Below are 20,703 nucleotides of genomic sequence, written 5' to 3' on the forward strand. Positions count from 1 at the left end.
GACAGTGGCGGACCGGGCCCCTCCTCCCAGCGGGTCGGTCAGTTTCAGTTGTCCAGGGTCAGCCGATCCGGGTCAGCCGATCTCGGCACCGTACGCGGCGAGCGCCTCCGGCACCGGCTGGAAGAACGTCTCACCGCCCGAGGAGCAGTTACCGCTGCCGCCCGAGGTCAGCCCGAGCGCGGTGTCGCCCGCGAAGAGCGAACCGCCGCTGTCGCCCGGCTCGGCGCAGACCGAGGTCTGGATGAGCCCGTTGACGATGTCGCCGTTGCCGTAGTTCACGGTGGCGTCGAGTCCGGTGACCTCACCGTCGTGCACCTGGGTGGTGGAGCCGCTGCGGGTCACCTGCTGGCCGACGGTCGCGTCGCCCGCCTTCGTGATCGCCTGCGTGCTGCCGTTGTAGAGGTTCACCTCGCTCGGGTGCTCCACCTCGGCGGTGTACTTGACCAGGCCGTAGTCGTTGTCCGGGAAGCTGGAGCCCTCGTTCGTCCCGATCTCGGTGCCCTGCGCGTCCGACCAGGTCTGGATGGACTCCGTGCAGTGCCCGGCGGTCAGGAAGTACGGCGCGCCGTCCTTGACCACGTTGAAGCCGAGCGAGCAGCGCCCGCCGCCGCCCGTGATGGCGTCACCGCCGGAGACGAAGGGCTTGAACTCCCCCGCCGTCTTCTTCAGTTCGGCCTTGTCACCGAGCGCCTTCACCACACCGTCGAGCTTGTCCCAGGACGCGCCCGTGACCGTACGGTCGGCCGTGACGATCACCTTGTTGGTCACCGGGTCGACGGCCCACGAGGTGCCCGGGATGGTCGCCCGGTCCGCGAGGGTCTGCCGGGCGCTCTTCAGCTCGGCCAGGGAGTTCTGAACCAGTCTGGCCTTGCCGCCGGCCTGGCGCACGGTCTCGGCCGCCTGCTCGTTGACGACATTCACCACGAGCGCCTTCGAGTCGGCCTCGTAGTACGCGCCGGCCGCGTCGGCGCCCAGGCTGTCGTCCAGGGTTGACGCGAGAGTTCCGGCCGCCGCGGCGGTCAGCGACTTCACCGTGAACTGGGGTGTGCTCTCACTGGCGTTCGCAGTCTGGAAGGTCACACCCGCGACCACCAGAGCGACCACGGCACCTCCCGCCATCGTCACTCGCTTCTTGGATATGCGTCGATGATTCAACGTCAGCCTCCTGTGGGGGGACCGTGTCAGGCCATGTGGGGTGTACCTGACACGTAGGTTGAGGCGCCCACTATTCCGAAACCGACCAGTAACACACAAGGCCGACTTCAGGACGGGCACCCACAACACACCCCGTACGCCGGGCCGTCGGCAGACCGCTTCCGGGCAGGGACGGTTCCATGTGCGAACACCCGGTGCGATCGCCACGTCATCAGCGGGTGAGGACTAGTCCTGTCTTGAATTCGCCCCCCGTTTCTCTGCCGCGATCCGCGCCCCGCCGCGCCGCGCCCGCCCGCGTGACAGGGTCGGAGAAGGCTCGCCGGACCCACCGGTACCGGGGCCGGCGGCGCCCGGAGAGGCCAGGGAGGACAGCATGCGCATCGACGTAAGGACAGCGGACGGACGGCTGTTGGTGGCCGAGGAGTGGGGTGATCCCGCGGGCCCTCCCGTACTGCTGCTGCACGGAACACCGGGCAGCCGGCTGGGGACGGCGCCGTCCGATCTGGCCCGGCGCTGCCCAGGGGTGCGGTTCGTCGCGTACGACCGCCCCGGGTACGGGGAGTCGGACCGGCTTCCCGGGCGACGCGTGGCCGACGCCGCCCGCGACTGCGCCGCCGTCGCCGATGCCCTGGGCATGGCGCGGTTCGGGGTGATCGGCCGCTCGGGCGGCGCCCCGCACGCGCTCGCCTGCGCCGCGCTGCTGCCCGAGCGGGTGGTGGGCGCGGCGGCGCTCGTCAGTCTCGCGCCCCGGGACGCGGAGGGCCTTGACTGGTTCGCCGGAATGACCGCGTCCAACGTTCTCGACTACACACTGGCCCGCGACGACAGAGCCCGGCTGGCCCACACCCTCGCGCTGCGCGGCGCCGCCATCAGCGAGGCACCGGGCCGGCTGATCGACGAACTGCGGGCCGAGCTGACCGCGTACGACACGCCGGTCGTGGACGACCCCGCCATCCGGGCGATGCTGCTGCGCAACTACCGCGAGGCGCTGCGGATCTCGGCCGACGGCTGGCTCGACGACAGCGTGGCCCTGTCGTCCCCCTGGGGGTTCGGGCTGTCCTCACTCACCGTCCCGGTCATGCTGTGGCACGGGCAGAACGATGTCTTCTCCCCCATCTCGCACTTCCACTGGCTGGCCGGGCACATCCCGGGGGCCCACGCCGTATCCGCGCCGCGCGCCGGGCACTTCGCCGCTCAGTACGTTCTCCCGCGGGTGCTCGACTGGCTCCGCGATCTCCCCCGGCAGCGCGATGAGGACCGCTAGGTCCTGTCCGGTCGATCTTCGCGGATCAGACCGCGGCAGTCTGGTGCAGGGGGTACCCCCGTGCCGTTCAGGCCACGGGGGAGCATCGCAAGGCGGAGGATCGCCCGTGTACTGGACGTACTCGGGCGACTCCGACAACGCGGCGAGGCGCGGTGCCAGGCGTCGTGGGCCCGCGAAGATCGACCGGACAGGACCTAGGGCGTGCCGCCGGAATCCGGGCGGCCTCCGCGGCGCGCTCACACCGGCCGGGGTGACATCCGCGCCGCCTTCAGACAGTCCACGATCCGCTCATGGCTGTCGCCCACGGCGTCCGTGACCCGTACCCGCAGATACAGCGCGTCGATCTGGTCGATCACGCGCTTCGAGAAGACGCCCACCATGACGGTCTCGTAGTTCCCGGCACCGACCAGCGGGAACCCCGGGCCGAAGTTGACGAGCAGGAAGTCCTCTCTGACGGCGAATCCCGCCGCGGTCAGTACGGCCCCGGCTCCCTGGGCGTCCACCCATGACGCGTCACCGCTGCCCGTACCACCCGCCGGGATCACCCGGAAGTCATAGCTCTCGATCACCGCGGTGTGCTGGCCGCCGTTGAGGATGCCCACGCGCCACGCCGCGCCCTCCGACCGGAGGTCCCCCTTCTCCCAGGACGCCCGCCACCCCAGATACGGCCTGACGGCGCGGGCGTACTGCGCCCGCGCGAAGACCGCGCCCGCGGCGACCGCCAGCAGACTGCCCAGCGGGTCCGGTTCGAGTATCCGCAGCCGCCAGGGCCACTCGGCCTGGGTCTCCGCCGGCATATTGGACCGTACGACCTCCCACAGCAGGATCACGACGAGGATCCCGAGCAGCACGAGCGGAGCCACGAACAGCAACCGGCTGCGGCGGACGTGCCGTTGGACATCGGACAGGGGTATCGGTGGGTCGGACCGGGTCGGACTCACACACTCTCACCTTCGCCAAGAGGCGTACGTCCGGCCGGAGTTGGCCGGGGCTCGCCGCTGCTGACCACGCATGACGAGTATGCCCGCGAGAGGTCCGCGCCGGTCAGTAGGCGTCGGAGTGAAGTGTCCCCGGCCCGCCCGGCGCCGTCAGCCCGGCGGCACGCCGGGAAGCCCGAGATGTGAGCGCAGGGTGGTGCCCTCGTACTCCGTACGGAAGGCTCCGCGCTCCTGGAGGAGCGGTACGACCCGGTCCACGAAGTCGTCGAGCCCGCCCGGGGTCAGATGCGGTACGAGGATGAAACCGTCCGCCGCCCTGGTCCGCACGAAGGTGTCGAGGCTCTCGGCCACGCCCTCCGGGGTGCCGATGAAGGACTGCCGCGCGGTGGTCTCGATGACGGTCTGCCGGATGGACAGGCCCTTGGCCTCGGCCAGCGCCCGCCACCTGGCCGCGACCGCGAGCGGATCACCGATCCGGACCCGGCCCTGGACCAGCGCGGAGTCCGGGTCCGGATCGACCTCGGGCAGCGGTCCGTCCGGGTCGTACGCCGAGAGGTCCCGGCCCCAGACCTGCTCCAGGGCGAGGATCGCGTTCTGCGGGGAGACCTGCTGTCTGCGGATCCCGGCGGCCCGTTCCTGCGCCTCGGCGTCGCTGTCGCCGAGGACGACGGTGACCCCCGGCATGATCTTGAGGTCGTCCGGGTCCCTGCCGTACTTCGCCAGCCGGGACTTGGTGTCGGCGTAGAACTCGCGGCCCGCCTCCAGGGTGCCGTGCCGGGTGAAGATGACATCGGCGGCCGAGGCGGCGAACTCCCTGCCCTCCTCCGAGTCGCCCGCCTGGATGATCACCGGGTGACCCTGCGGGGAGCGCGGGACGGTGAACTCCCCCTCGATCTCGAACTGCCGCCCTGAGTGGGCGAACGGGCGCGGTGCGCCGTACGGGGCGCCGGGCGCGGGCGGGGTCCAGGAGTCCCACAACTCCCGTGCGGTCGCGACGAATTCCGCAGCCCTGGTGTAGCGGTCGGCACGGTCGAGATAGCCGCCGCGCCGGAAGTTCTCCCCGGTGAAGGCGTCGGAGGACGTCACCACGTTCCAGGCGGCGCGGCCCGCGCTGAGATGGTCGAGCGTGGCGAGCCTGCGGGCCAGTTCGTAGGGCTCGTTGAAGGTGGCGTTCACGGTGGCGGCGAGGCCGAGCCGGTCGGTGACGGCGGCCAGCGCGCTCAGCACGGTGAGGGATTCGGGGCGGCCGACCACGTCCAGATCGTGGATGAGGCCCTTGTGTTCGCGCAGCCGCAGCCCCTCGGCCAGGAAGAAGAAGTCGAACTTCCCGCGCTCCGCCGTACGGGCCAGCGCCTCGAACGAGGAGAAGTCGATCTGGGACCGGGAGCGGGGGTCGGTCCATACGGTGGTGCTGTTGACGCCGGGAAAGTGCGCGGCGAGATGGATCCGCTTGCGGGCGGTACGGGAAGTGTCGGTCGTCATGAGGTTCCCCCGGCGGACGCGTACTGGTTGGCCGGGCGTGCGAGGCTCAGATGCTCGCGGAGCGTGCCGCCCGGATGGAAAGTGCGGAACAGACTGCGGTGCTGGAGCAGCGCCACCGTGCCGTTGACGAGCCGTTCGAGATCGCGCCGCGGCTCGGCGGGCGTGAGGTGGAAGCCGTCCACGGCGCCGGTGCCGTGCCAGGTGGTGATCAGGTCGGCGAGATCGACGGGGCCGCCGCGGTAGTGCGGTCCGGTGTCACCGGCGGTGGTGCGCGGCGCGCTCTCCAGACCGGGTTCCACCGGGCGTTCGCCGTCACCGAGATCGATGGTGAGCGCGGCCAGCACCCGCAGTGTGCCGGGGTCGCGGCCGTGGTCGGCGGCCCGGGACCGCAGTTTCTCCCGGATCGCCGCCGCCTCGTCGGGCCGGCCGGCCCTGACCAGGACGACATCCGCGTGGCGCGCGGCGGTCTCCCTGCTGTGCCCCTCGGTCGCGTCGACCACGGTGACGGGGTGGCCCTGTGGCGGGCGCGGCACGATGGACGGTCCGCGGACCGTGAACGTGGCCCCCTCGAAGTCGACATGGTGCAGCTTGTCGCGGTCGATGAAGCGCCCTGTCGATGTGTCGCGGATCTCGGCGTCGTCCTCCCAGCTGTCCCAGAGCCGGGCGGCCACGTCGGCCACCTCGCCCGCCTCCTGCCACAGGGCGGGGAGGGAGGGGACCGGGCGGCGGCCGAACAGCCGGGCCTCCGCCGGGGTGGTGGACACATCGGCCAGCCAGCCGGCCCGGCCGCGGCTCACCCAGTCCAGGGTGGCCACGGCCGCGGAGACATGGAACGGCTCGGTGTGGGTGGTGGTGACGGTGGGCACGAGCCCGATGCGCTCGGTCGCGGGCGCGACCCGGGAGAGCACGGCGAGCGCGTCGGGGCCGGGGCGCGCGAAGGAGTCCTGGAGCGTGACGAAGTCGAGGGCGCCCCGCTCGGCGAGCCGGGCGAGTTCGACGTACCACGCGGCGTCGTAGGACCGCTGACCACCGATCTCGGCGGCGAGATACAGCGGACGGTGCGGCGGGTTGTGCCGGGGTCGGTGCGGAGATCGGGTGGCGGACATGGCGGGCCTTGCCTTTCAGCTTCGGACGGGCAGCCCGTCCGGCGGTTGAGGAGCCGGAGCGGCCGTGAACGAGGCGCCCGCGGGCGGTGTGACCGGAGGCGAGGCGCCCGGGGGCCGTGTGACCGGTGGTGTTATGACCGGAGGCGGTGTGACGGGCGACGGTGTGGCCGGAGGCGGTGTGGCGGGAGGCGGTGTGGCCGGGGTCGCTGCGCCCGCGGGTCGCGCGAGGCCGGCGAGCAGGGTGAGCACGGCCCGCGCGGTGGCGTCGTTCTGCCGGAACGCGGGTCCGCCCGTACGCGGCCGGGTGAAGGCGCCGCTGGACCGGGCGGTGGTGTACGGACCGAGCGCGAAGCGGCGGGGATGCGGGGTGCCGTCGCGCTCCAGCAGCCGCCCGTCGTCGGGGTCGACCCGGACCAGCCCCGCCGAGATCGCGGCGGCCCCCTCCTCGTACAGCCCGCGCAGCAGCGGGCTCCGGGTGCGTTCGGGCGAGGGGTCGGGCAGCCGCGCCTCGACCAGCGCGCGCGCCTCGACGTACTCCCCCGGTACGACGGCGCTGCCCGCCCGGAAGACCCCCCGCCGCCCGTCGGCCTCGACCGACATGTCCGCGCCCAGGAAGCGGACGATCCCGGCCCGGGAGAGCGCGAGCAGCTGGCGCAGCCGGGGTCCCGGCGGCCCGGAGGCGAGATAGCTGAAGAAGCCGTGCCAGCCGCCGCCGGGATCACCGAGGTCGCCGAGGCGGATCAGCTGCCCGTAGACGGAGAGCAGCCCGAGGAAGACGGCGAGGTCCGCGCTGTGGGCCGGGTCGTGTCTCCGGGTCAGATCCGCGCGTATGTAGTCGCGCAGCCCGTCCTGGAGCGCGTCGTACGAGTCGAAGCGCAGCCCGTCCAGCGGCCGGTCGAGGGCGGCGAGATCGAGCCGGTCGGCGGGGTCGGGGACGGCCGCGCCCACCAGGGCGTCCAGTTCGGGGCTTCCGGGATCGGCGGCGGCGTACTTCTCCTCGAAGTCGGTCCAGCCGACGCGGGTGCGCTCGGGGTGCGCGGTGAAGAGACGGTGGTAGTGCGCGAAGCCGAGCTCCTTGTCGACCAGCGGCCGGACATCGCGCCGGAAGTCGGGCGGCTCCGGCCGGCTCAGCAGTGCGTCGATCTGCTCGGGCCCGAGAAAGCGGGGCAGCGGGGGCCGTTCACCGTCCAGCCCGTAACCGATCTTGGAGTGGTACGGGACACCGCGCCGCGATCCGACGTACAGGACCGGTTCGCGTCCCGAGGGGTGGTAGACCAACTCCCCGTTGTCCTGGCCGGCGCTCCCCGAGTAGCGCCCGCCGCGCCCCTCGGTGACGAGCACCATCAGATCGACGAAGGCGAGTCCGAAGCCGCGGACGAGGACGGGTTCACCGGCGGGGAGCGCGGACAGATCGCTGTCCGCGGTGAAGTCGGGCGGCAGATGGATCAGTCCGTGCTCTTCGGCGAACCGGCTCAACTCCACCTGTTCCGCGTCCGGTTCGGCGTCGAGATGTCCGAGGGTCAGCACGACGAGATCGGCGAGGAGCGGTGCGGTCCGGTCCGCGAGCCAGACGCGCTGACGTCCGCCGCGCGGACCGCTGACGCGCACGGCGTCCGTGCGGTGCTGATGGACGGTGACACCGGGCGGCAGGGCGGCGACGGTCTGTTCGTACACCCAGCTCAGATAGGCGCTCTGCACCCGGCGGCTGGGGAAGGTCTGGCCGGTGAGGGCGGCGATCTCGGCGTGGAGCCCGGCCCCGGACGGGGCTCCTGTGCGCGTCGGCCCGGCCGCTTCGGCCGCCTCCGACTCGGCGGAGAGCCGCGCCCTGCCCTCCCTGATGTCCCGTGCCCATTCGTGCAGCGCGGGTCCGTGCCGTACCGGACCGGCCAGGGCCACCGTGTCATCGGTGAACATGGTCACGTCCTCGGCCATGGAGTTCATCCAGAGCAGCGGCGACTGATCACGGCGCCAGACCCGCCCGGCGCCCGGCGGATGCGGGTCCACGAGGTGGATGTCCAGCGGCAGACCGCCGTACAGGGAGCGCGCGTTGGCGGCGATCCGCTCCAGAAAGCCCGTGCCGCGCGGACCTGCCCCGACCACGACGACAGACGGGGTCAGGAGTGGGGCGCGGACGGCGGCCGAGGACGCGGAGGACGGAGAGGGCACAGGCATGCGAAGGCTCCGTGGATACAGCGATCGAACACGGGGGTGCCTTCACAGAAAACACAGACGGACCGAGCCCCTCAGCACGATCCGCTTGTCCGTAGGGAGGCTAAGCGGTGTGTACGGCCTGTTGTCAAGCTTGTCCGTACTGTGAACCGTCCGTCTCGGCTCGGTTGACGCGGAAACGGATGCCTGTTCCACTTGGCTCATGCATTCGCAGCAGTGGCTGGTCACGCGCTCCCACATCGACTTCGGTCGCGTGTGGTCCTCTTCCTGTTGAGCTGACGCCCTGCACGGTCTCCCCGTAAGTCCGGCGCTCGCGCGCCGTTTCCCCGCGTGCCTTCACACGCAGAGCGCCACGCTTCTCCCTCCCCCTCGCACACCCCGCCGCATGGACGCCCGTCATGCCCCGCAGTCGCAGCAACTGCAGGCGTCGCAGCAGTCGCAGCAGTCGCAGCCGTCACAACAGCCATCACAACAGTCGCATCCGTCGGACTTGTTGCAGCAGCCCTCACGCTTCTTGCGCGACCACGGGCCCTCGTACTCGTCCGCACAACAGAGTTTGCAGGTGCAGCACAGCCCGACGAAGACCGCGCAGCCGGCCAGGAAGCCGCGCTTGCCCGGCTTCGACGGCGGCTGCTGCCCGAAGCCCGGCGGCAGCCCCCCGCCGCCCTGACTGCTTTGGCCGCCCTGGCTGCCGTGACCGCCATCGCCGCCGTGACCGCCGTGCCCTTCGTGCGCGCAGGCCGTCGTGCCGAAAGCGCGGTCGACCGAGGCCCGCAGTTCGTGCGCCAGCAGCACATGCGCCAGCCTGCCGTCGGTGAACTCCACGTCCCGCAGCGCCAGCCGGATTCCGCGCACCGCGTCGTCGGCCAGCCGCCGCGCCTCCGCGCGCGACGTACCGGTCGCGGTGAGCGGGTTCCACGCACCCGACGCGGCGTCAGCGGGCTGGTCCTCCACGGCGTCCAGCAGATGCGCGAGCCGCCCGAAGAGCCGCCCGGCCTCGGCCAGCGGAGCGCCGTTGCCCGGACGGCCCGCCAGAACGGCGGTGTACGCGAAGGCCGCGGCGGTCGCCGTCTCGGTCGGCTCGGTGACCGTGAGCAGGGGCGTACCGGGACCGGCCAGCACCTCTATCCCCTGCTGCCGCTCGACGGCGTCGACCAGTACGGCCGTGTCGAACCCCAGCTCCGCGCCGGTGCGCGCGCCCGCCCTGTCCCATCCGTGCGCGACCCGGCGCGCGGCGGCGGCCAGCGGCCGGCGCCTCAACAGCCCGTCCCCGTCCGCGACGTGGTCGCGTATCTTCGCCGAGGCGAGCACCAGTGACACGGAGGCGGCGAGCCGCGCGCCCTCGCCCCTGGCTATCGGCGCCGTACGCATGCCGCGCAGCGGACAGGGGCCCGCGGTGCGCCGCTGCCGCGCGGTGCGCTCGGTCTGAGCCTCCGTCAGAACCGAGACGATCAGGCCGTCGTAGTTGGTGACGACCCGGGAGAACTGTCCGTGGTCCGCGCGAAGTGCCAGACAGAGTCCGCAGAGATGGGCCATCCACTCGGTTCTGAGGCCATTGCCGAGCCGGTGCGTACACGGTCTGACGATTCCGAACACGACAATCCCCCGAGCGTCGTTCACAAGTGCGTGACGCATCGTACCGAGCGAGCGGTTCACCCGTACGTCCCCAGCGTCACTCATCTGGCCGGAACGTAATATTTTGTACCGACTCAGGGCCTGTACGCTGGAAGAACCTTGACGAACCGCCACATCTTCTGCACCAGTACCGTCACGAATCATCTGCGCGCCGACTATCCCCTTGGCGCGCAATCCGCATGATGGTCGACCATAGGGATAGGGAACGTCATGTGACCGCGGTGAAAGGAGGCGTCCATGGGATCGGTGCGCAAGGCGAGTGCCTGGCTGGGCCTCGTTGAGGACAACGACGAGCGTTACTACGACGACGAGTACGCCGAGGGTGCGGAGAACGGCGACAACTGGCGGACCGACCCGCGCGTACGGGTCGTCGCCGAGGCCGCCCCGGAGCAGGACCGCAGAATCGCCACCGTCTCCCCGGACAGCTTCCGGGACGCCCGGACCATCGGCGAGCTCTTCCGGGCCGGCACCCCGGTCATCATGAACCTCACGGCCATGGAGCCCGCCGACGCCAAGCGCGTGGTGGACTTCGCCGCCGGACTGATCTTCGGGCTGCGCGGCTCGATCGACCGCGTGGCCACCCGGGTCTTCCTGCTGAGCCCCGCCGACACCGAGATCGTCACCGGCGAGGCGGGCCGCGGCAAGGACGGCTTCTTCAACCAGAGCTGAGCAGGGCGCTCACCGGTTCGCCCGGTCCCACGGGGTCACCGGAAGGCGTCGAGGCCGGTGAGCGCCTTGCCCAGGACGAGCTGGTGCATCTCGACGGTGCCCTCGTACGTGAGCACCGACTCCAGGTTCGTCGCATGCCGCATCACGGGGTACTCCAGCGAGATCCCGTTGGCGCCGAGGATGGTCCGCGAGGTGCGGCAGATCTCGATCGCCTCCCGCACGTTGTTGAGCTTGCCGAAGCTGACCTGCTCGGCGCGGAGCCGGCCCGCGTCCATGCGCCGCCCCAGATGGTGGGCGAGCAGAATGCCCTTGTGCAGTTCGAGAGCCATGTCGGCCAGCTTGGCCTGGGTGAGCTGGAAGCCGCCGATCGGCCGGCCGAACTGCTCCCGGGTCCTGGCGTACTGGAGCGCCGCTTCGAAACTCGCGCGCGCCGCGCCCATCGAGCCCCAGACGATTCCGTACCGCGCGTGGCTCAGACAGCTGAGCGGGCCGCGCAGTCCGGTGACCTCCGGGAGGACGGCGTCGGCGGGCAGCCGTACGTCGTCGAGGACCAGTTCGCTGGTGACCGAGGCACGCAGTGACCACTTGTGGGTGATCTCCGGGGCCGAGAATCCGGGGCTGCCCGCCGGGACCAGAAAGCCGCGAACGCCCTCGTCGGTGCGCGCCCAGACGACGGCGACGCCCGCCACCGAGCCATTGGTGATCCACATCTTGCGGCCGTTGAGCACCCAGTCGGTGCCGTCCCGCCTGGCGTGGGTGCGCATTCCGGCCGGGTCGGAGCCGTGGTCGGGCTCGGTGAGTCCGAAGCAGCCGATGATCTCGCCGGCGGCCATGGCGGGCAGCCAGCGCCGCTTCTGCTCCTCGGAGCCGAAGCGGTGGATCGCGTACATGGCGAGCGAGCCCTGTACGGAGACGAGCGAGCGGATCCCGGAGTCGGCGGCCTCCAGCTCCAGACAGGCGAGTCCGTACTGGACGGCGGTGGCGCCCGCGCAGCCGTACCCGGTCAGGGACATCCCGAGCGCGCCGAGTCCGCCGAGTTCGCGCGTCAGTTCACGGATGACGGGCAGTTCGCCGCGCTCGTACCACTCGGCGATATGCGGCAGGACCCGGTCGGCGGCCCAGGTCCGTACGGTGTCCCGGATCGCCAGGTCCTCGGGGTCGAGCAGATCGTCGAGACCGAGGGGGTCGCCGGGGTCGAAGGGCGGGGGCTTGGCGACAGACGGGGCGGACGGCGTGGACGGTGCGGACATGGGGACGGCCTCCGGCGGCTCGCACGGCTCTGACGAGCCGTAACTAGCGGCGCTAGTTACGGCTCCGTGACGACGGTACGACTCAGTGTGCCGCGCGTCCAGACGCACCCGGCCCTCGTCGGCCCGGCTCGCGGGCCCGTACGCCTCACGCCGGTGCGCCTCACGGGAGAGGTGCGCCTAACGGGAGAGGCGGCCCGCCGGGATCGCCGCCTCCGGGGACTCACGTGGAGCCGACGGCGCTCTGCGCGGCCGGGGCGGTCGCCGATCCTGCGGGCGGGGCGGCCGTGCCTCCCCTGTCCCGGGCGCCTCGGGCTTCGCGGCTGTCTCCTCGCGCGCCTCAGGCGCCTCACGCGCTTCGACGGGCGGCTCCGCGTCGGCGCACGGCGGACACTCCATGACCTTCGGCAGCCGCAGCGCGGCCAGCGCGCCGAGCAGCAGCAGCCCCGCGCTGACCAGCAGCGTCACATGCAGGCCGTGGACGAACGAGTGGCGCGCGGCGGTACGCAGCGCCTCCCCCGCGGGTCCGCCGATCCTGGCCGCCACCTGATAGGCCTCGCCGAGCGAGTCGGACGCCGCCGAGCCCGCCGCCGCGGGCACACCCTTCACCGACGACAGCGCGGGCGCGTACACCGCGTTCATCACGCTGCCGAGCAGCGCGATCCCCATGCCCGCACCCAGCTGGTACGAGGTCTCGCCGATGGCCGCGGCCCCGCCCGCCTGGTCCGCCGGAGCCTCGCTGAGCATCGATTCGTACGCGCCGAAGAGCGTGGTCTGGAGCCCGAAGCCGAGCAGGACGAAGGCGGCGGTCAGCAGCCCGGGCCGGTCGTGCTGGCCCATCAGCACCAGCAGCAGCACGGCGCCCGCGGTCAGCACGAAGCCCCAGGCCACCATCCGGCGCGGCCCCACCCGGCGCAGCGTGGCGGAGCCGGTGACGCCCGCGGCCATGGCGGCGAAGGTGAGCGGCAGCAGCCGCAGTCCGGTCTCCAGCGGGCTGAGTCCCAGCACCAGCTGGAGGTACTGGACGGCGATCAGCTCCAGGCCGACCAGGGCCAGCATGGCGAGCACGATGCAGCCGACGGAGGTGGAGAACGTGCGCCTGGCGAACATCCGCATGTCGATCAGCGGATGCGTCCTGCGCCGCTGTCTGCGGACGAAGAGGATGAGCAGGGCCGCGCCGACGCAGAGCGGACCGAGGGTCTCGGGACCGAGCGGCCCTTCCCCGGCGCCGAGCCGCTTCACCCCGAAGACCACCCCGAGCACCCCGGCGGCGGCCATCAGCGCGCCGAGGACGTCCCAGGGCCCGTCGCCGGGGCCCTTGGACTCGGGCAGCACCAGCCGGCCGAGCGGCAGCAGGAGCGCCAGCAGCGGGATATTGATCAGGAAGACCGAGCCCCACCAGAAGTGCTCGACGAGGAAGCCGCCGAGCACCGGGCCGAGGGCGGCCCCGACCGCGGCGACCGCCGTCCAGACACCGATGGCCATGGCGCGCTCGCGCCGGTCGGGAAAGACGTCGCGGAGGATGGAGAGCGTCGCGGGCATGATCATCGCGCCGCCGACACCGAGCAGGGCGCGTGCCGCGATCAGGACCAGCGGCGTATCGGCGAGTGCCGCGACCGCCGAGGCCAGCCCGAAGAGCGCGTATCCGATGAGCAGGACCCGGCGTCTTCCGATGCGGTCGCCCAGCGTCCCGAAGAGGATCAGCAGCGCGGCACAGACCAGCGGATACGCGTCCACGATCCAGAGCAGCTCGACACCGCTGGGCCTGAGGTCGGCGGTGACGGCCGGGACGGCGACATGCAGCACGGTCGCGTCCAGCGCGACCAGGAGCAGGCTCACGCACAGGACGACCAGGACGATCCAGCGGTTGGCACCGCCGCGGGCCCCGGCCGCGCGCAGCCGTGCGCCGGCCGTGGTGCTCCCGGACATCTGAGTACCTCCCAATGCGTCCCTCGCGCTCGGCGGGCCGGCGGGGACGCGGGTCCCTCGGAGCGGCCCGGCATCGACGGGCGAGTGAGCCGTCAGCGTACGCGAGTGAACGCGCGTGGCGCGTGGTGCATCTCTCACCGTTCCGGCCGACGAGTGTGGCGTACGCCACTCCGCCGCGCCAGGACCGGGACTCCGAGCGCGCACGAGCGGGAGGGAAATTCCGTGCGACGCCACGGTGAACTCATTCTGTTCCGCAGAAAGACACTTTCAGGAACGGCGTGTCGATTAATAGGGACGAAGGTCCCTTCGATTTCCGGAACGGCCCCTGATAAACCACGCTCCGAGACGCACTCCACATCACATCGTCATCACAAAGAGACCGGATCGACCGGTTCATTCGCTCACTCGCTGTAACGTCAATGGGGTGCGTACCGACATCTTTGCCCGTCTGGACCGGGAGCCGGAGCCGCCGAAGATAGAGACCCCGCGGATGAGCCGCACCCGCAAGGCTCTCTTCGGCGGGACGCTGGCGTTCTATCTCGCCATCGTCGTCGCCGTGCTCGTCTCGTCCTCGCTGGTGATCCTCGACTGGAAGGTCATGCTCTTCCGGCCCTATCAGCAATGGCCGGAACTGCATCCTTTCCTCGACTACTTCGTGGTGCTGGGGCAGCGCGGGCCCACGGCCGTGATGATCGCGGCCTGGCTGGGCTGGCGCTCCTGGCGTCAGCACACGCTGCGTCCGCTGCTGGCCCTCGGGACGGCGCTGCTGCTGCTCAATGTGACCGTCGGGGCGGTGAAGCTCGGTCTGGGCCGGCTCGGCCCCCACTACGCGACGCAGATCGGCTCGGCCGAGCTCTTCGCGGGCGGCGATATATTTCCTTCGGGACACACCGCCAACGCCGTGGTGACCTGGGGAATCCTGGCCTATCTGGCCACCACGCCCCGGGCCAGGCGCTATCTGTCGGTCATGTCGGCCGTGGTCGCCCTGGGGGTCGGTGCGACGACCGTCTATCTCGGTACGCACTGGCTGAGCGATGTGCTGCTCGGCTGGGCCGCCGGGCTGCTGATCCTGCTGGCGCTGCCCCTGTTCGAGCCGCTGATCGGCCGGACCGAGCTGACCGTCTTCGCGGTCCGCGAGCGGTGGCGCGCGCGCCGCAGGACCACCCCGTCGACCCCGGTCGCCTCCGGGGGCCCGCGTCCCGCGCGGGTGTCGCACGAGGCGCCGGCCGACGAGCCGTCGCGCGAGCCCATCGGAGCAGGTCACAGCGGCCACACCGGCGCGGGCCTGCCCACCGGAACCACCGGAACCGTCGCGGGTACGGGTCAGCTCACCCACTCAAGGCCGCACACGGTGCGCTCGGAGCGTTCGCCGGGCACTCCGGCGGGCAGCCGCCGGCCGTCGCACTCGCGGCCCATGACGGGCGGCTGAGCGCCCCCTGGGACCGCGGGGACGGTACGCGCAGCCCCTCCGTGCATACGAAGGCCCCGGCTCCGGCCGGGGCCTTCGTATGGGTCGGGTCGGGAACCGTCAGGGTTCTCGTCGCGGGCCGTCGGTCAGCCGAGCCAGCAGCGGATGACCCGGCCCTCCTCCACCTCGAAGTTGAGCCGGCCCACGACGAACTCCATGGTGATGATCGAGCCCGGAGGCAGCGATCTGACCGTGGTCCAGCCGCGCGCGCGGGCGATCCGTTCGGCGCTCCCGGAGTCGAGTCCGACATAGGACTCGGGGGCGTCGTCGGGCTGTCGGGGCGGAGTCGGTATCGGTGCCATACCACTCACCGTAGGCGCCGGGGACTGGCGAAGGAAGCCGAACGGATACCTCGTCCGTATGCTTCCCGTCCCTCCGCGGTCACACTTGTGTCACAGGTTCCGACGCGCTCGGGATGCGAACGCGTCACTCTTACGGCCCCTTCACATCCGACTTCTTGGAAATTGCACAACCCCGAAGATCACATAAATAGCCGCCCTGAATTCCACGGCCCATGCCAGTCGTTTTCCCGGCCGACCGAGGAAATCAATTGATGGACCGTCGAGGAATTCACGAGTCCCCCGCACAATCCGCCGCCGGCCGACACCTGGGGCCCTGTCCGCCGAACCTGTCGCGGTCCTGTCGCGGTCCTGTCAGCCGAGGGCGCGGGACAACCGGTCCCTTATGACCCGGATGCGTTCGGTCAGTTCCGGTGGCTCGATCACCTCGAAGTCGAAGCCGAGGAGCGCCAGATGGATCACCATCACATCCAGGCTCGCCGCCCCGGTCCGCAGCAGACAGCTGTGCGCGTCGACCGCCTCCAGGACACCCGAGGACGGTGAGATGTCCTGGGCCGCCTCCTCGGCGGACGCGTGCAGCCGGATCACGGCCGCCGTGGCGTAGGCCCCGGTGGAGACACCCCGCGAGACATACGCGGCGAGGTCGTCGGCGGGCGGGGTACGCGGGGTGAAGCGCGGCCCGTGCGGCGGTGCGGGGGTGATCCGGTCCACCCGGAACGTACGCCAGTCGGCGCGGTCCAGGTCCCAGGCGACCAGATACCAGCGGCGTTCGGTGCAGACCAGGCGGTGCGGCTCGACGGTGCGGCGGGTGACGGAGTCCTCGTGGTCGCGGTACGCGAAGCGCAGCCGCTCACTGTCCCGGCAGGCGTTGGCCAGCTCGGTGAGGACACCGGGGTCGGCCATGGACCCGCGCGGCCCGCGCAGCATGGGCACGGTGAAGGAGTTGAGGGCGCCGACCCTGCGCCGCAGCCGGCTGGGGAGCACCTGTTCCAGCTTCGCCAGGGCGCGTACGGAGATCTCGCCCATGCCCTCGATGCCGTTGCCGGCGGCGGTGCGCAGGCCGACGGCGACCGCGACGGCCTCCTCGTCGTCCAGCAGCAGCGGCGGCAGCTCGGCCCCCGCGCCGAGCTGGTAGCCGCCGCCCGTGCCGGGGGTGGCGTTGACCGGATAGCCGAGTTCGCGCAGCCGGTCGACATCGCGCCGTACAGTGCGCGGGGTGACGCCGAGCCGGTCCGCGAGGTCGGCGCCGGACCACTCGCGGTGGGCCTGGAGCAGTGAGAGCAGACGCAGCAGTCGTGCCGAGGTCTCCAACATGGGCCGAGTCTGGCAGCCTTCGCGGACAGCTTCTGTCCGCAAACCCTCCGGCAAGCCCGCCCGCTGCGGTCAGGGAGCGGGCGCGGGGCCCAGTCGTACACAGAAATCGTTGTCATGGGTGTAGCCGGGGGCGGCCAGCCAGTCGTCCGTGCCGTGGGCCGGAACGGCGTGGGCCGGATAGACATGGATCGCCCGCTTGTCCCAGATGTCGTCGAGGATGCGGGAGATCCGTATGCCGGCGGCGTCCGGCGCGGGCAGCAGCCACAGATCCCAGCGCCGGCCCTCCCCGCCCGGACCGCCGGTCCCGCAAGGACCGCCCGGCTCTCCGGCGAGCGGTCCGTACGGCAGGGTGAACGCGAACACCCCGCCCCGGCCGGTCACGGCCACCCGGTGCGTACGGTCGCCGCCGCGCAGCCGGGCCTCGGCGCGCGCGTGCTCCCCCAGCTCGGCGCCGTACAGCACGCCCTCGACCGACATCCCGGCCGGCGCGCAGCGGACCGTCCCGGCCTCGGCGTGCGGTGCGCGGAGCCAGGTCCTGAGGGCGAGGCCGGCCGTCCGCGGTGGGGTACGGGACGCGGGCCGCGACCGGGCCCGTCCCCGGCACCCGGTCGATCAGCGCCCGTACGTCCCTGATCCCCGGCCGTACGGGCTGGTCGCCGGGGGCGCCCGTGAAGATGTCCCAGTGGCCTTCGGCCAGTTCGACGGTGCAGGGCAGTACGGCGCGCAGCCGCGCCGGCCCGGCGCCGGGGGTGGCGGGCCCGGTCAGCGGCAGCCGTACCTCGTCGTCCCCGCCTTCGTGCGTCCCGGCGGCGTCGCCGTGCGTCCCGTCACCGCGGCCGGCGCGGCGGCGCAGCACCAGTGTCGCGCCGGGGGGTGCGGCGTCCGTGATGTCGAAGGTGATTCCCCCCGCCGAGTCGGCGATGCAGTCGGCGGTCCACCCGGCGGGCGACGCCCGCCGCCCGATGGCTCTGGTCATACGGTTCTGCCCTTCCGGATCACATCTGCGGCCTTGTCCCTGACGGCGAGCGCGCCGCCGAATAAGGCACTGCCGCCGCGGCACAGCGCGTCGCGCGGCTTCGCGCCCCCGGACGGCCTCCGGGAGGACCGGGCCAGCTCGGCGTAGAGGGCCGCGTGGCGCTCCGCGATCCGCGCCGGGTCGAAGCGGGCCGAGGCCGCGCGCGCCGCCTCGCCCGTGCGCCGGCGCAGATCGTCGTCCTGGATCAGCCCGAGCAGAGCGCCGGCGATCGCGTCCACGTCGCCCACCGGCACCAGCCGCCCGTCGACCCCGTGCTCGATGATCTCGCGGGGGCCGTGCGGACAGTCGGTGGCGACGACCGGGACCCCGCAGCGCATGGCCTCGACGATGGTCATGCCGAAGGCCTCGTGGCTGGAGGTGACGGCGGCGATCGATCCCTTGACCCACTCCGCCTCCAGCGGGTCGGTGGGTCCCATCAGGAAGACATGGTTGTACAGCCCGCTCTCCTCGATGAGCCGGCGCAGCGCCGCCTTCTCGTCGCCGGTCGCGTCGCCGCCGCCGTGGATCCGCAGCCGCCAGTCCGGGCGTACGGCCACCACCTGGGAGAACGCCCGCACCAGCAGGTCGTACCGCTTGACCCGGGTGAGCCGGCCGGCCGCGACGACCCATTTGCCGGTGGAGTCGGCGGGGGCGACGGCGGGCGCGGGCACGCTGTTCGGTACGGCGACGATCCGTACGCCGGGCAGCCACAGCCGGCCGCGGTAGGCGCGGGCGTCGGCCTCGGTGACCGTGGTGACCGCGTGCAGCAGCCGGTAGCGGTGGCCGATCTCGCAGCGCAGCCGTCGGCCGTGGTTGTCGAGGGCCAGATGCTCCTGCCCCACCCGGATCCGGCCGGGTCCGCCCCGCGGGCCCTGCCGGACGAGATGGACGTTGAGGCCGGGGCGGGTACCGATGACGACATCGGCCTCCAGCGCGGCCAGCCGGGCGCCGATCCTGGCGTCGGTGAGCCGGCTGTACTGCCGGTAACGGCTGTCGCCGCGCGGGAAGACCCGGGCGGGCCGCTGGTGTTCCGGGTCGTCACCGTCGTAGCCGGGACTGTCGCGCCGCAGGTCGACAAGGTGACTCAGCCGGACCCCGGCCGGGGCTCCGAGGACCGGCTCCTCGCGGTGGCGGAAGACCGACACGATCTCGACATCGTGGTGGACCGCCAGCGCTTCGGCCAGATTGAACGTGCCGCGGATGGTCCCGCCGATGCCGTACGCGTTGTGGAGCAGAAACGAGAGGTGCATGCCGTGCCGGGTCTCCCTGGTCCTTCCGGTTTCCGACGGTCCCTGTGCGGGCCGACTGGATAGATGCGGAAATGAGCCACATGGTGCCGACTCGGCGCTGATCTGTACCTTCACGCGCCGATACGGCGTCCGCGCGACGCGCGGACGCCCCTCGGACGCCACACGGTTCCCGCCCCGGTACCACCGAACGGAGCAATGAGTTTCGGCCACCCTATTGATTCGCTGATTTCCCGGTTTGTCGACCTGTCCATCTGTCCATGCACCGGCCGGTGCCGTGGCCTGCCGGTTCAACTCCCCTTCATCCGGCAGCCGTTGACCCGCACCGGCCCGTCCCGGCCGATGGCCCGCGCCCGGCCCGGGATGGTTCGATTCCGTGCCCCTTCGCGCGTGACCCGGGCGACGGCTCGCCCGTTGTCTTCTGTACGAGCCGGGAACAGCCCGGCTCACGCACCGAGTTCGAGGAGCCACCCGTGCCGCGCATGCTCGATGTCAGCGAGGACGTACGCGCCGAGATCGGCGACGAAGAAGCCGACCGGCTGCTCTCCGGCGAGAACTCCCCGGGCAGCTACGACTGCACGTCCTGCCGGACACCCGGCGACTCCGAACAGGAGCGGACCAGCACCGTGCTGTTCGTCGGCGAGGAGACCGCCGTTCTCGCCTTCGCCCACGCCACCTGCATTCCCTCCCAGGTCGTCCAGGTCGCCGAGGACCAGCTCCAGGGGGCGGTCCGGTCGATCACCGGCGGCGAGCCCACGCCCCAGGGAGCGCACGGAGTCCCCGCCGCGAGCTCCAACCAGGCCGTGCTGGGGGTCACCAGCGGTCTGGTGCTGATCGAGGGCGATCTGCATCCCGCCCTGGTCGTCGAGCCGACCGCCCCGATCGTCCGGCCCGGCTCGGACGCCACCACCGACGAGTTCCTGCCGCTCCTCATCGAGCAGGGCTTCCGGCCGCTCGGTGATCTGAACCAGGTGCCCGCCCCGCTGCCCGGCTGGTCGGTGCTGCTCGCCATGGGACAGCTGCACGCCGTACTCCAGCCCGGCACCGGCGGCGGCACCCCGACCGCGTGGTGGCAGGCCCATCAGCCGCTCCAGGTCACCGAGGGCTGGCGGACCGCCGCCAACAAGTCGCACACCGTCCTGGTCTTCGCCGCGCCGGTCGGCTCCATCGGCCAGCAGCCGCGCGAGGACCTGCTGCGCGACGCCCTGGAGAAGGCCGCGGCCAACGGCAAGCTGGTCGCCGCGGCGATGCCGCTGGCCGGCACGTGACCGAGGCCACGCGCCCCGCCCGCCCGTCGCACCGCGCCCCCGCGACGGCGAATTCCCAGGACAGCCCGCATCCGACAGGCGATGAGGTCGTTGGCACGTACGTGCACTCATACGACCCCACCCGCCAGCAGTACCAGAGTCATATCCCTTCCATGCGCCCCGCGCAGGATGTCGCGGACGGGTTCTCCACGACCCCGATCTACGACGCGCTGTACTCCGAATTCCGCCGGTCGTTCAGGGCGCTGCCCGGTGACCGCAGCAATGAGGAGAACCTCGGCTTCACGGCCTTCGGCACCGGGCTGCACGCCGCGCGTGGTGGGTACGGCGCCCACTCCGGGCTCGGGCATACGGCGTACCCCGGGTCCTGGCAGCGCGATCCCCGGCAGCACACGGGACGGCCTGCGCAGGCGGCGCTCCCGCCCGCCCTTCCGCCGGGCCCCCGCCGGGGCAGATGACGGCGCCGGAAGCGGTGGGGCCCGGCACGGACGATTCCGTGCC

General features: G+C 71.9%; 16 protein-coding genes and 1 pseudogene. 5 read left to right on the top strand and 12 right to left on the bottom strand.

Features of this window, described 5'->3' with window-relative positions:
- Positions 1-72 precede the first annotated feature (72 nt).
- Entirely contained in the window at positions 73-1,155 is a 1,083-nt protein-coding gene (locus ACFRKB_RS14445) for a S1 family peptidase (RefSeq protein ID WP_463291733.1), read from the bottom strand.
- A 373-nt stretch (positions 1,156-1,528) separates the two neighbouring features.
- On the opposite strand from ACFRKB_RS14445, the gene ACFRKB_RS14450 reads away from it, so the two are divergent.
- Positions 1,529-2,419, top strand: coding sequence for an alpha/beta fold hydrolase (locus ACFRKB_RS14450; RefSeq protein WP_383106014.1), 891 nt, complete (start codon positions 1,529-1,531; stop codon positions 2,417-2,419).
- 236 nt (positions 2,420-2,655) lie between these two features.
- On the opposite strand, the gene ACFRKB_RS14455 is transcribed toward ACFRKB_RS14450, so the two are convergent.
- The 5 genes from ACFRKB_RS14455 to ACFRKB_RS14475 form a co-directional block, all read right to left on the bottom strand.
- Positions 2,656-3,360 (bottom strand): hypothetical protein, encoded by a 705-nt coding sequence (locus tag ACFRKB_RS14455; RefSeq protein ID WP_383106016.1) that lies wholly within the window; start codon positions 3,358-3,360, stop codon positions 2,656-2,658.
- A gap of 147 nt (positions 3,361-3,507) precedes the next feature.
- The gene (locus ACFRKB_RS14460) at positions 3,508-4,839 is read right to left on the bottom strand and encodes an NtaA/DmoA family FMN-dependent monooxygenase (protein ID WP_383106017.1); all 1,332 of its coding nucleotides are present in this window, start codon (positions 4,837-4,839) and stop codon (positions 3,508-3,510) included.
- Positions 4,836-5,945, bottom strand: a complete 1,110-nt coding sequence (locus ACFRKB_RS14465) for an LLM class flavin-dependent oxidoreductase (protein ID WP_383106018.1) — start codon at positions 5,943-5,945, stop codon at positions 4,836-4,838. The genes ACFRKB_RS14460 and ACFRKB_RS14465 overlap by 4 nt, the downstream gene beginning before the upstream one ends.
- Before the next feature lie 15 nt (positions 5,946-5,960).
- Positions 5,961-8,117, bottom strand: coding sequence for an FAD/NAD(P)-binding protein (locus ACFRKB_RS14470; protein WP_383106019.1), 2,157 nt, complete (start codon positions 8,115-8,117; stop codon positions 5,961-5,963).
- A 393-nt stretch (positions 8,118-8,510) separates the two neighbouring features.
- On the bottom strand, positions 8,511-9,749 hold the full coding sequence (locus tag ACFRKB_RS14475) for a DUF5685 family protein (RefSeq protein WP_383106054.1): 1,239 nt from the start codon (positions 9,747-9,749) through the stop codon (positions 8,511-8,513).
- A gap of 237 nt (positions 9,750-9,986) precedes the next feature.
- Here ACFRKB_RS14475 and ACFRKB_RS14480 point away from each other — a divergent pair, with 237 nt between their 5' ends.
- Positions 9,987-10,418, top strand: coding sequence for a cell division protein SepF (locus ACFRKB_RS14480; RefSeq protein ID WP_365975342.1), 432 nt, complete (start codon positions 9,987-9,989; stop codon positions 10,416-10,418).
- Positions 10,419-10,453: 35 nt separating this feature from the next.
- On the opposite strand, the gene ACFRKB_RS14485 is transcribed toward ACFRKB_RS14480, so the two are convergent.
- Positions 10,454-11,668 carry an acyl-CoA dehydrogenase family protein gene (locus ACFRKB_RS14485; RefSeq protein WP_383106021.1) on the bottom strand — a complete coding sequence of 405 codons (1,215 nt, stop codon included), beginning with the start codon at positions 11,666-11,668 and terminating at the stop codon, positions 10,454-10,456.
- Between the two features lie 177 nt (positions 11,669-11,845).
- A complete protein-coding gene (locus tag ACFRKB_RS14490) occupies positions 11,846-13,594 on the bottom strand; it encodes an MFS transporter (RefSeq protein WP_383106022.1) in 1,749 nt (582 codons plus the stop codon).
- A 424-nt stretch (positions 13,595-14,018) separates the two neighbouring features.
- Here ACFRKB_RS14490 and ACFRKB_RS14495 point away from each other — a divergent pair, with 424 nt between their 5' ends.
- Positions 14,019-15,023, top strand: a complete 1,005-nt coding sequence (locus ACFRKB_RS14495; RefSeq protein WP_383106023.1) for a phosphatase PAP2 family protein — start codon at positions 14,019-14,021, stop codon at positions 15,021-15,023.
- Positions 15,024-15,148: 125 nt separating this feature from the next.
- Here ACFRKB_RS14495 and ACFRKB_RS14500 read toward each other — a convergent pair whose 3' ends face one another.
- The 4 genes and pseudogenes from ACFRKB_RS14500 to ACFRKB_RS14515 all read right to left on the bottom strand — a co-directional run bounded on the left by ACFRKB_RS14500 (position 15,149) and on the right by ACFRKB_RS14515 (position 18,940).
- Positions 15,149-15,364: an I78 family peptidase inhibitor gene (locus ACFRKB_RS14500; protein ID WP_383106024.1), complete on the bottom strand. Its 216-nt coding sequence runs from the start codon at positions 15,362-15,364 to the stop codon at positions 15,149-15,151.
- A gap of 351 nt (positions 15,365-15,715) precedes the next feature.
- Positions 15,716-16,675 carry a helix-turn-helix transcriptional regulator gene (locus ACFRKB_RS14505; protein WP_383106026.1) on the bottom strand — a complete coding sequence of 320 codons (960 nt, stop codon included), beginning with the start codon at positions 16,673-16,675 and terminating at the stop codon, positions 15,716-15,718.
- Positions 16,676-16,744: 69 nt separating this feature from the next.
- Positions 16,745-17,651 (bottom strand): annotated as a pseudogene (locus ACFRKB_RS14510) (transferase).
- Positions 17,648-18,940, bottom strand: a complete 1,293-nt coding sequence (locus ACFRKB_RS14515) for a glycosyltransferase family 4 protein (RefSeq protein ID WP_383106027.1) — start codon at positions 18,938-18,940, stop codon at positions 17,648-17,650. Before ACFRKB_RS14515 ends, ACFRKB_RS14510 begins: the two are co-directional and overlap by 4 nt.
- A 470-nt stretch (positions 18,941-19,410) precedes the next feature.
- Between ACFRKB_RS14515 and ACFRKB_RS14520 the strand changes: the two genes are divergently transcribed.
- Positions 19,411-20,205, top strand: a complete 795-nt coding sequence (locus tag ACFRKB_RS14520) for a hypothetical protein (protein ID WP_383106028.1) — start codon at positions 19,411-19,413, stop codon at positions 20,203-20,205.
- Between the two features lie 152 nt (positions 20,206-20,357).
- Entirely contained in the window at positions 20,358-20,660 is a 303-nt protein-coding gene (locus tag ACFRKB_RS14525) for a hypothetical protein (RefSeq protein WP_383106029.1), read from the top strand.
- Positions 20,661-20,703: the final 43 nt, after the last annotated feature.

The organism is Streptomyces scopuliridis, assembly GCF_042790125.1.
Taxonomy (GTDB): domain Bacteria; phylum Actinomycetota; class Actinomycetes; order Streptomycetales; family Streptomycetaceae; genus Streptomyces; species Streptomyces scopuliridis_A.

What these genes read in the sequence shown, in the direction of transcription:
- ACFRKB_RS14450 (WP_383106014.1), top strand. Translation starts at nt 1,529, where the DNA reads ATGCGCATCGACGTAAGGACAGCGGACGGACGGCTGTTGGTGGCCGAG.
- ACFRKB_RS14460 (WP_383106017.1), bottom strand. Translation starts at nt 4,839, where the DNA reads ATGACGACCGACACTTCCCGTACCGCCCGCAAGCGGATCCATCTCGCC.
- ACFRKB_RS14465 (WP_383106018.1), bottom strand. Translation starts at nt 5,945, where the DNA reads ATGTCCGCCACCCGATCTCCGCACCGACCCCGGCACAACCCGCCGCAC.
- ACFRKB_RS14470 (WP_383106019.1), bottom strand. Translation starts at nt 8,117, where the DNA reads ATGCCTGTGCCCTCTCCGTCCTCCGCGTCCTCGGCCGCCGTCCGCGCC.
- ACFRKB_RS14475 (WP_383106054.1), bottom strand. Translation starts at nt 9,749, where the DNA reads ATGCGTCACGCACTTGTGAACGACGCTCGGGGGATTGTCGTGTTCGGA.
- ACFRKB_RS14480 (WP_365975342.1), top strand. Translation starts at nt 9,987, where the DNA reads ATGGGATCGGTGCGCAAGGCGAGTGCCTGGCTGGGCCTCGTTGAGGAC.
- ACFRKB_RS14485 (WP_383106021.1), bottom strand. Translation starts at nt 11,668, where the DNA reads ATGTCCGCACCGTCCACGCCGTCCGCCCCGTCTGTCGCCAAGCCCCCG.
- ACFRKB_RS14490 (WP_383106022.1), bottom strand. Translation starts at nt 13,594, where the DNA reads ATGTCCGGGAGCACCACGGCCGGCGCACGGCTGCGCGCGGCCGGGGCC.
- ACFRKB_RS14500 (WP_383106024.1), bottom strand. Translation starts at nt 15,364, where the DNA reads ATGGCACCGATACCGACTCCGCCCCGACAGCCCGACGACGCCCCCGAG.
- ACFRKB_RS14505 (WP_383106026.1), bottom strand. Translation starts at nt 16,675, where the DNA reads ATGTTGGAGACCTCGGCACGACTGCTGCGTCTGCTCTCACTGCTCCAG.
- ACFRKB_RS14515 (WP_383106027.1), bottom strand. Translation starts at nt 18,940, where the DNA reads ATGCACCTCTCGTTTCTGCTCCACAACGCGTACGGCATCGGCGGGACC.
- ACFRKB_RS14525 (WP_383106029.1), top strand. Translation starts at nt 20,358, where the DNA reads ATGCGCCCCGCGCAGGATGTCGCGGACGGGTTCTCCACGACCCCGATC.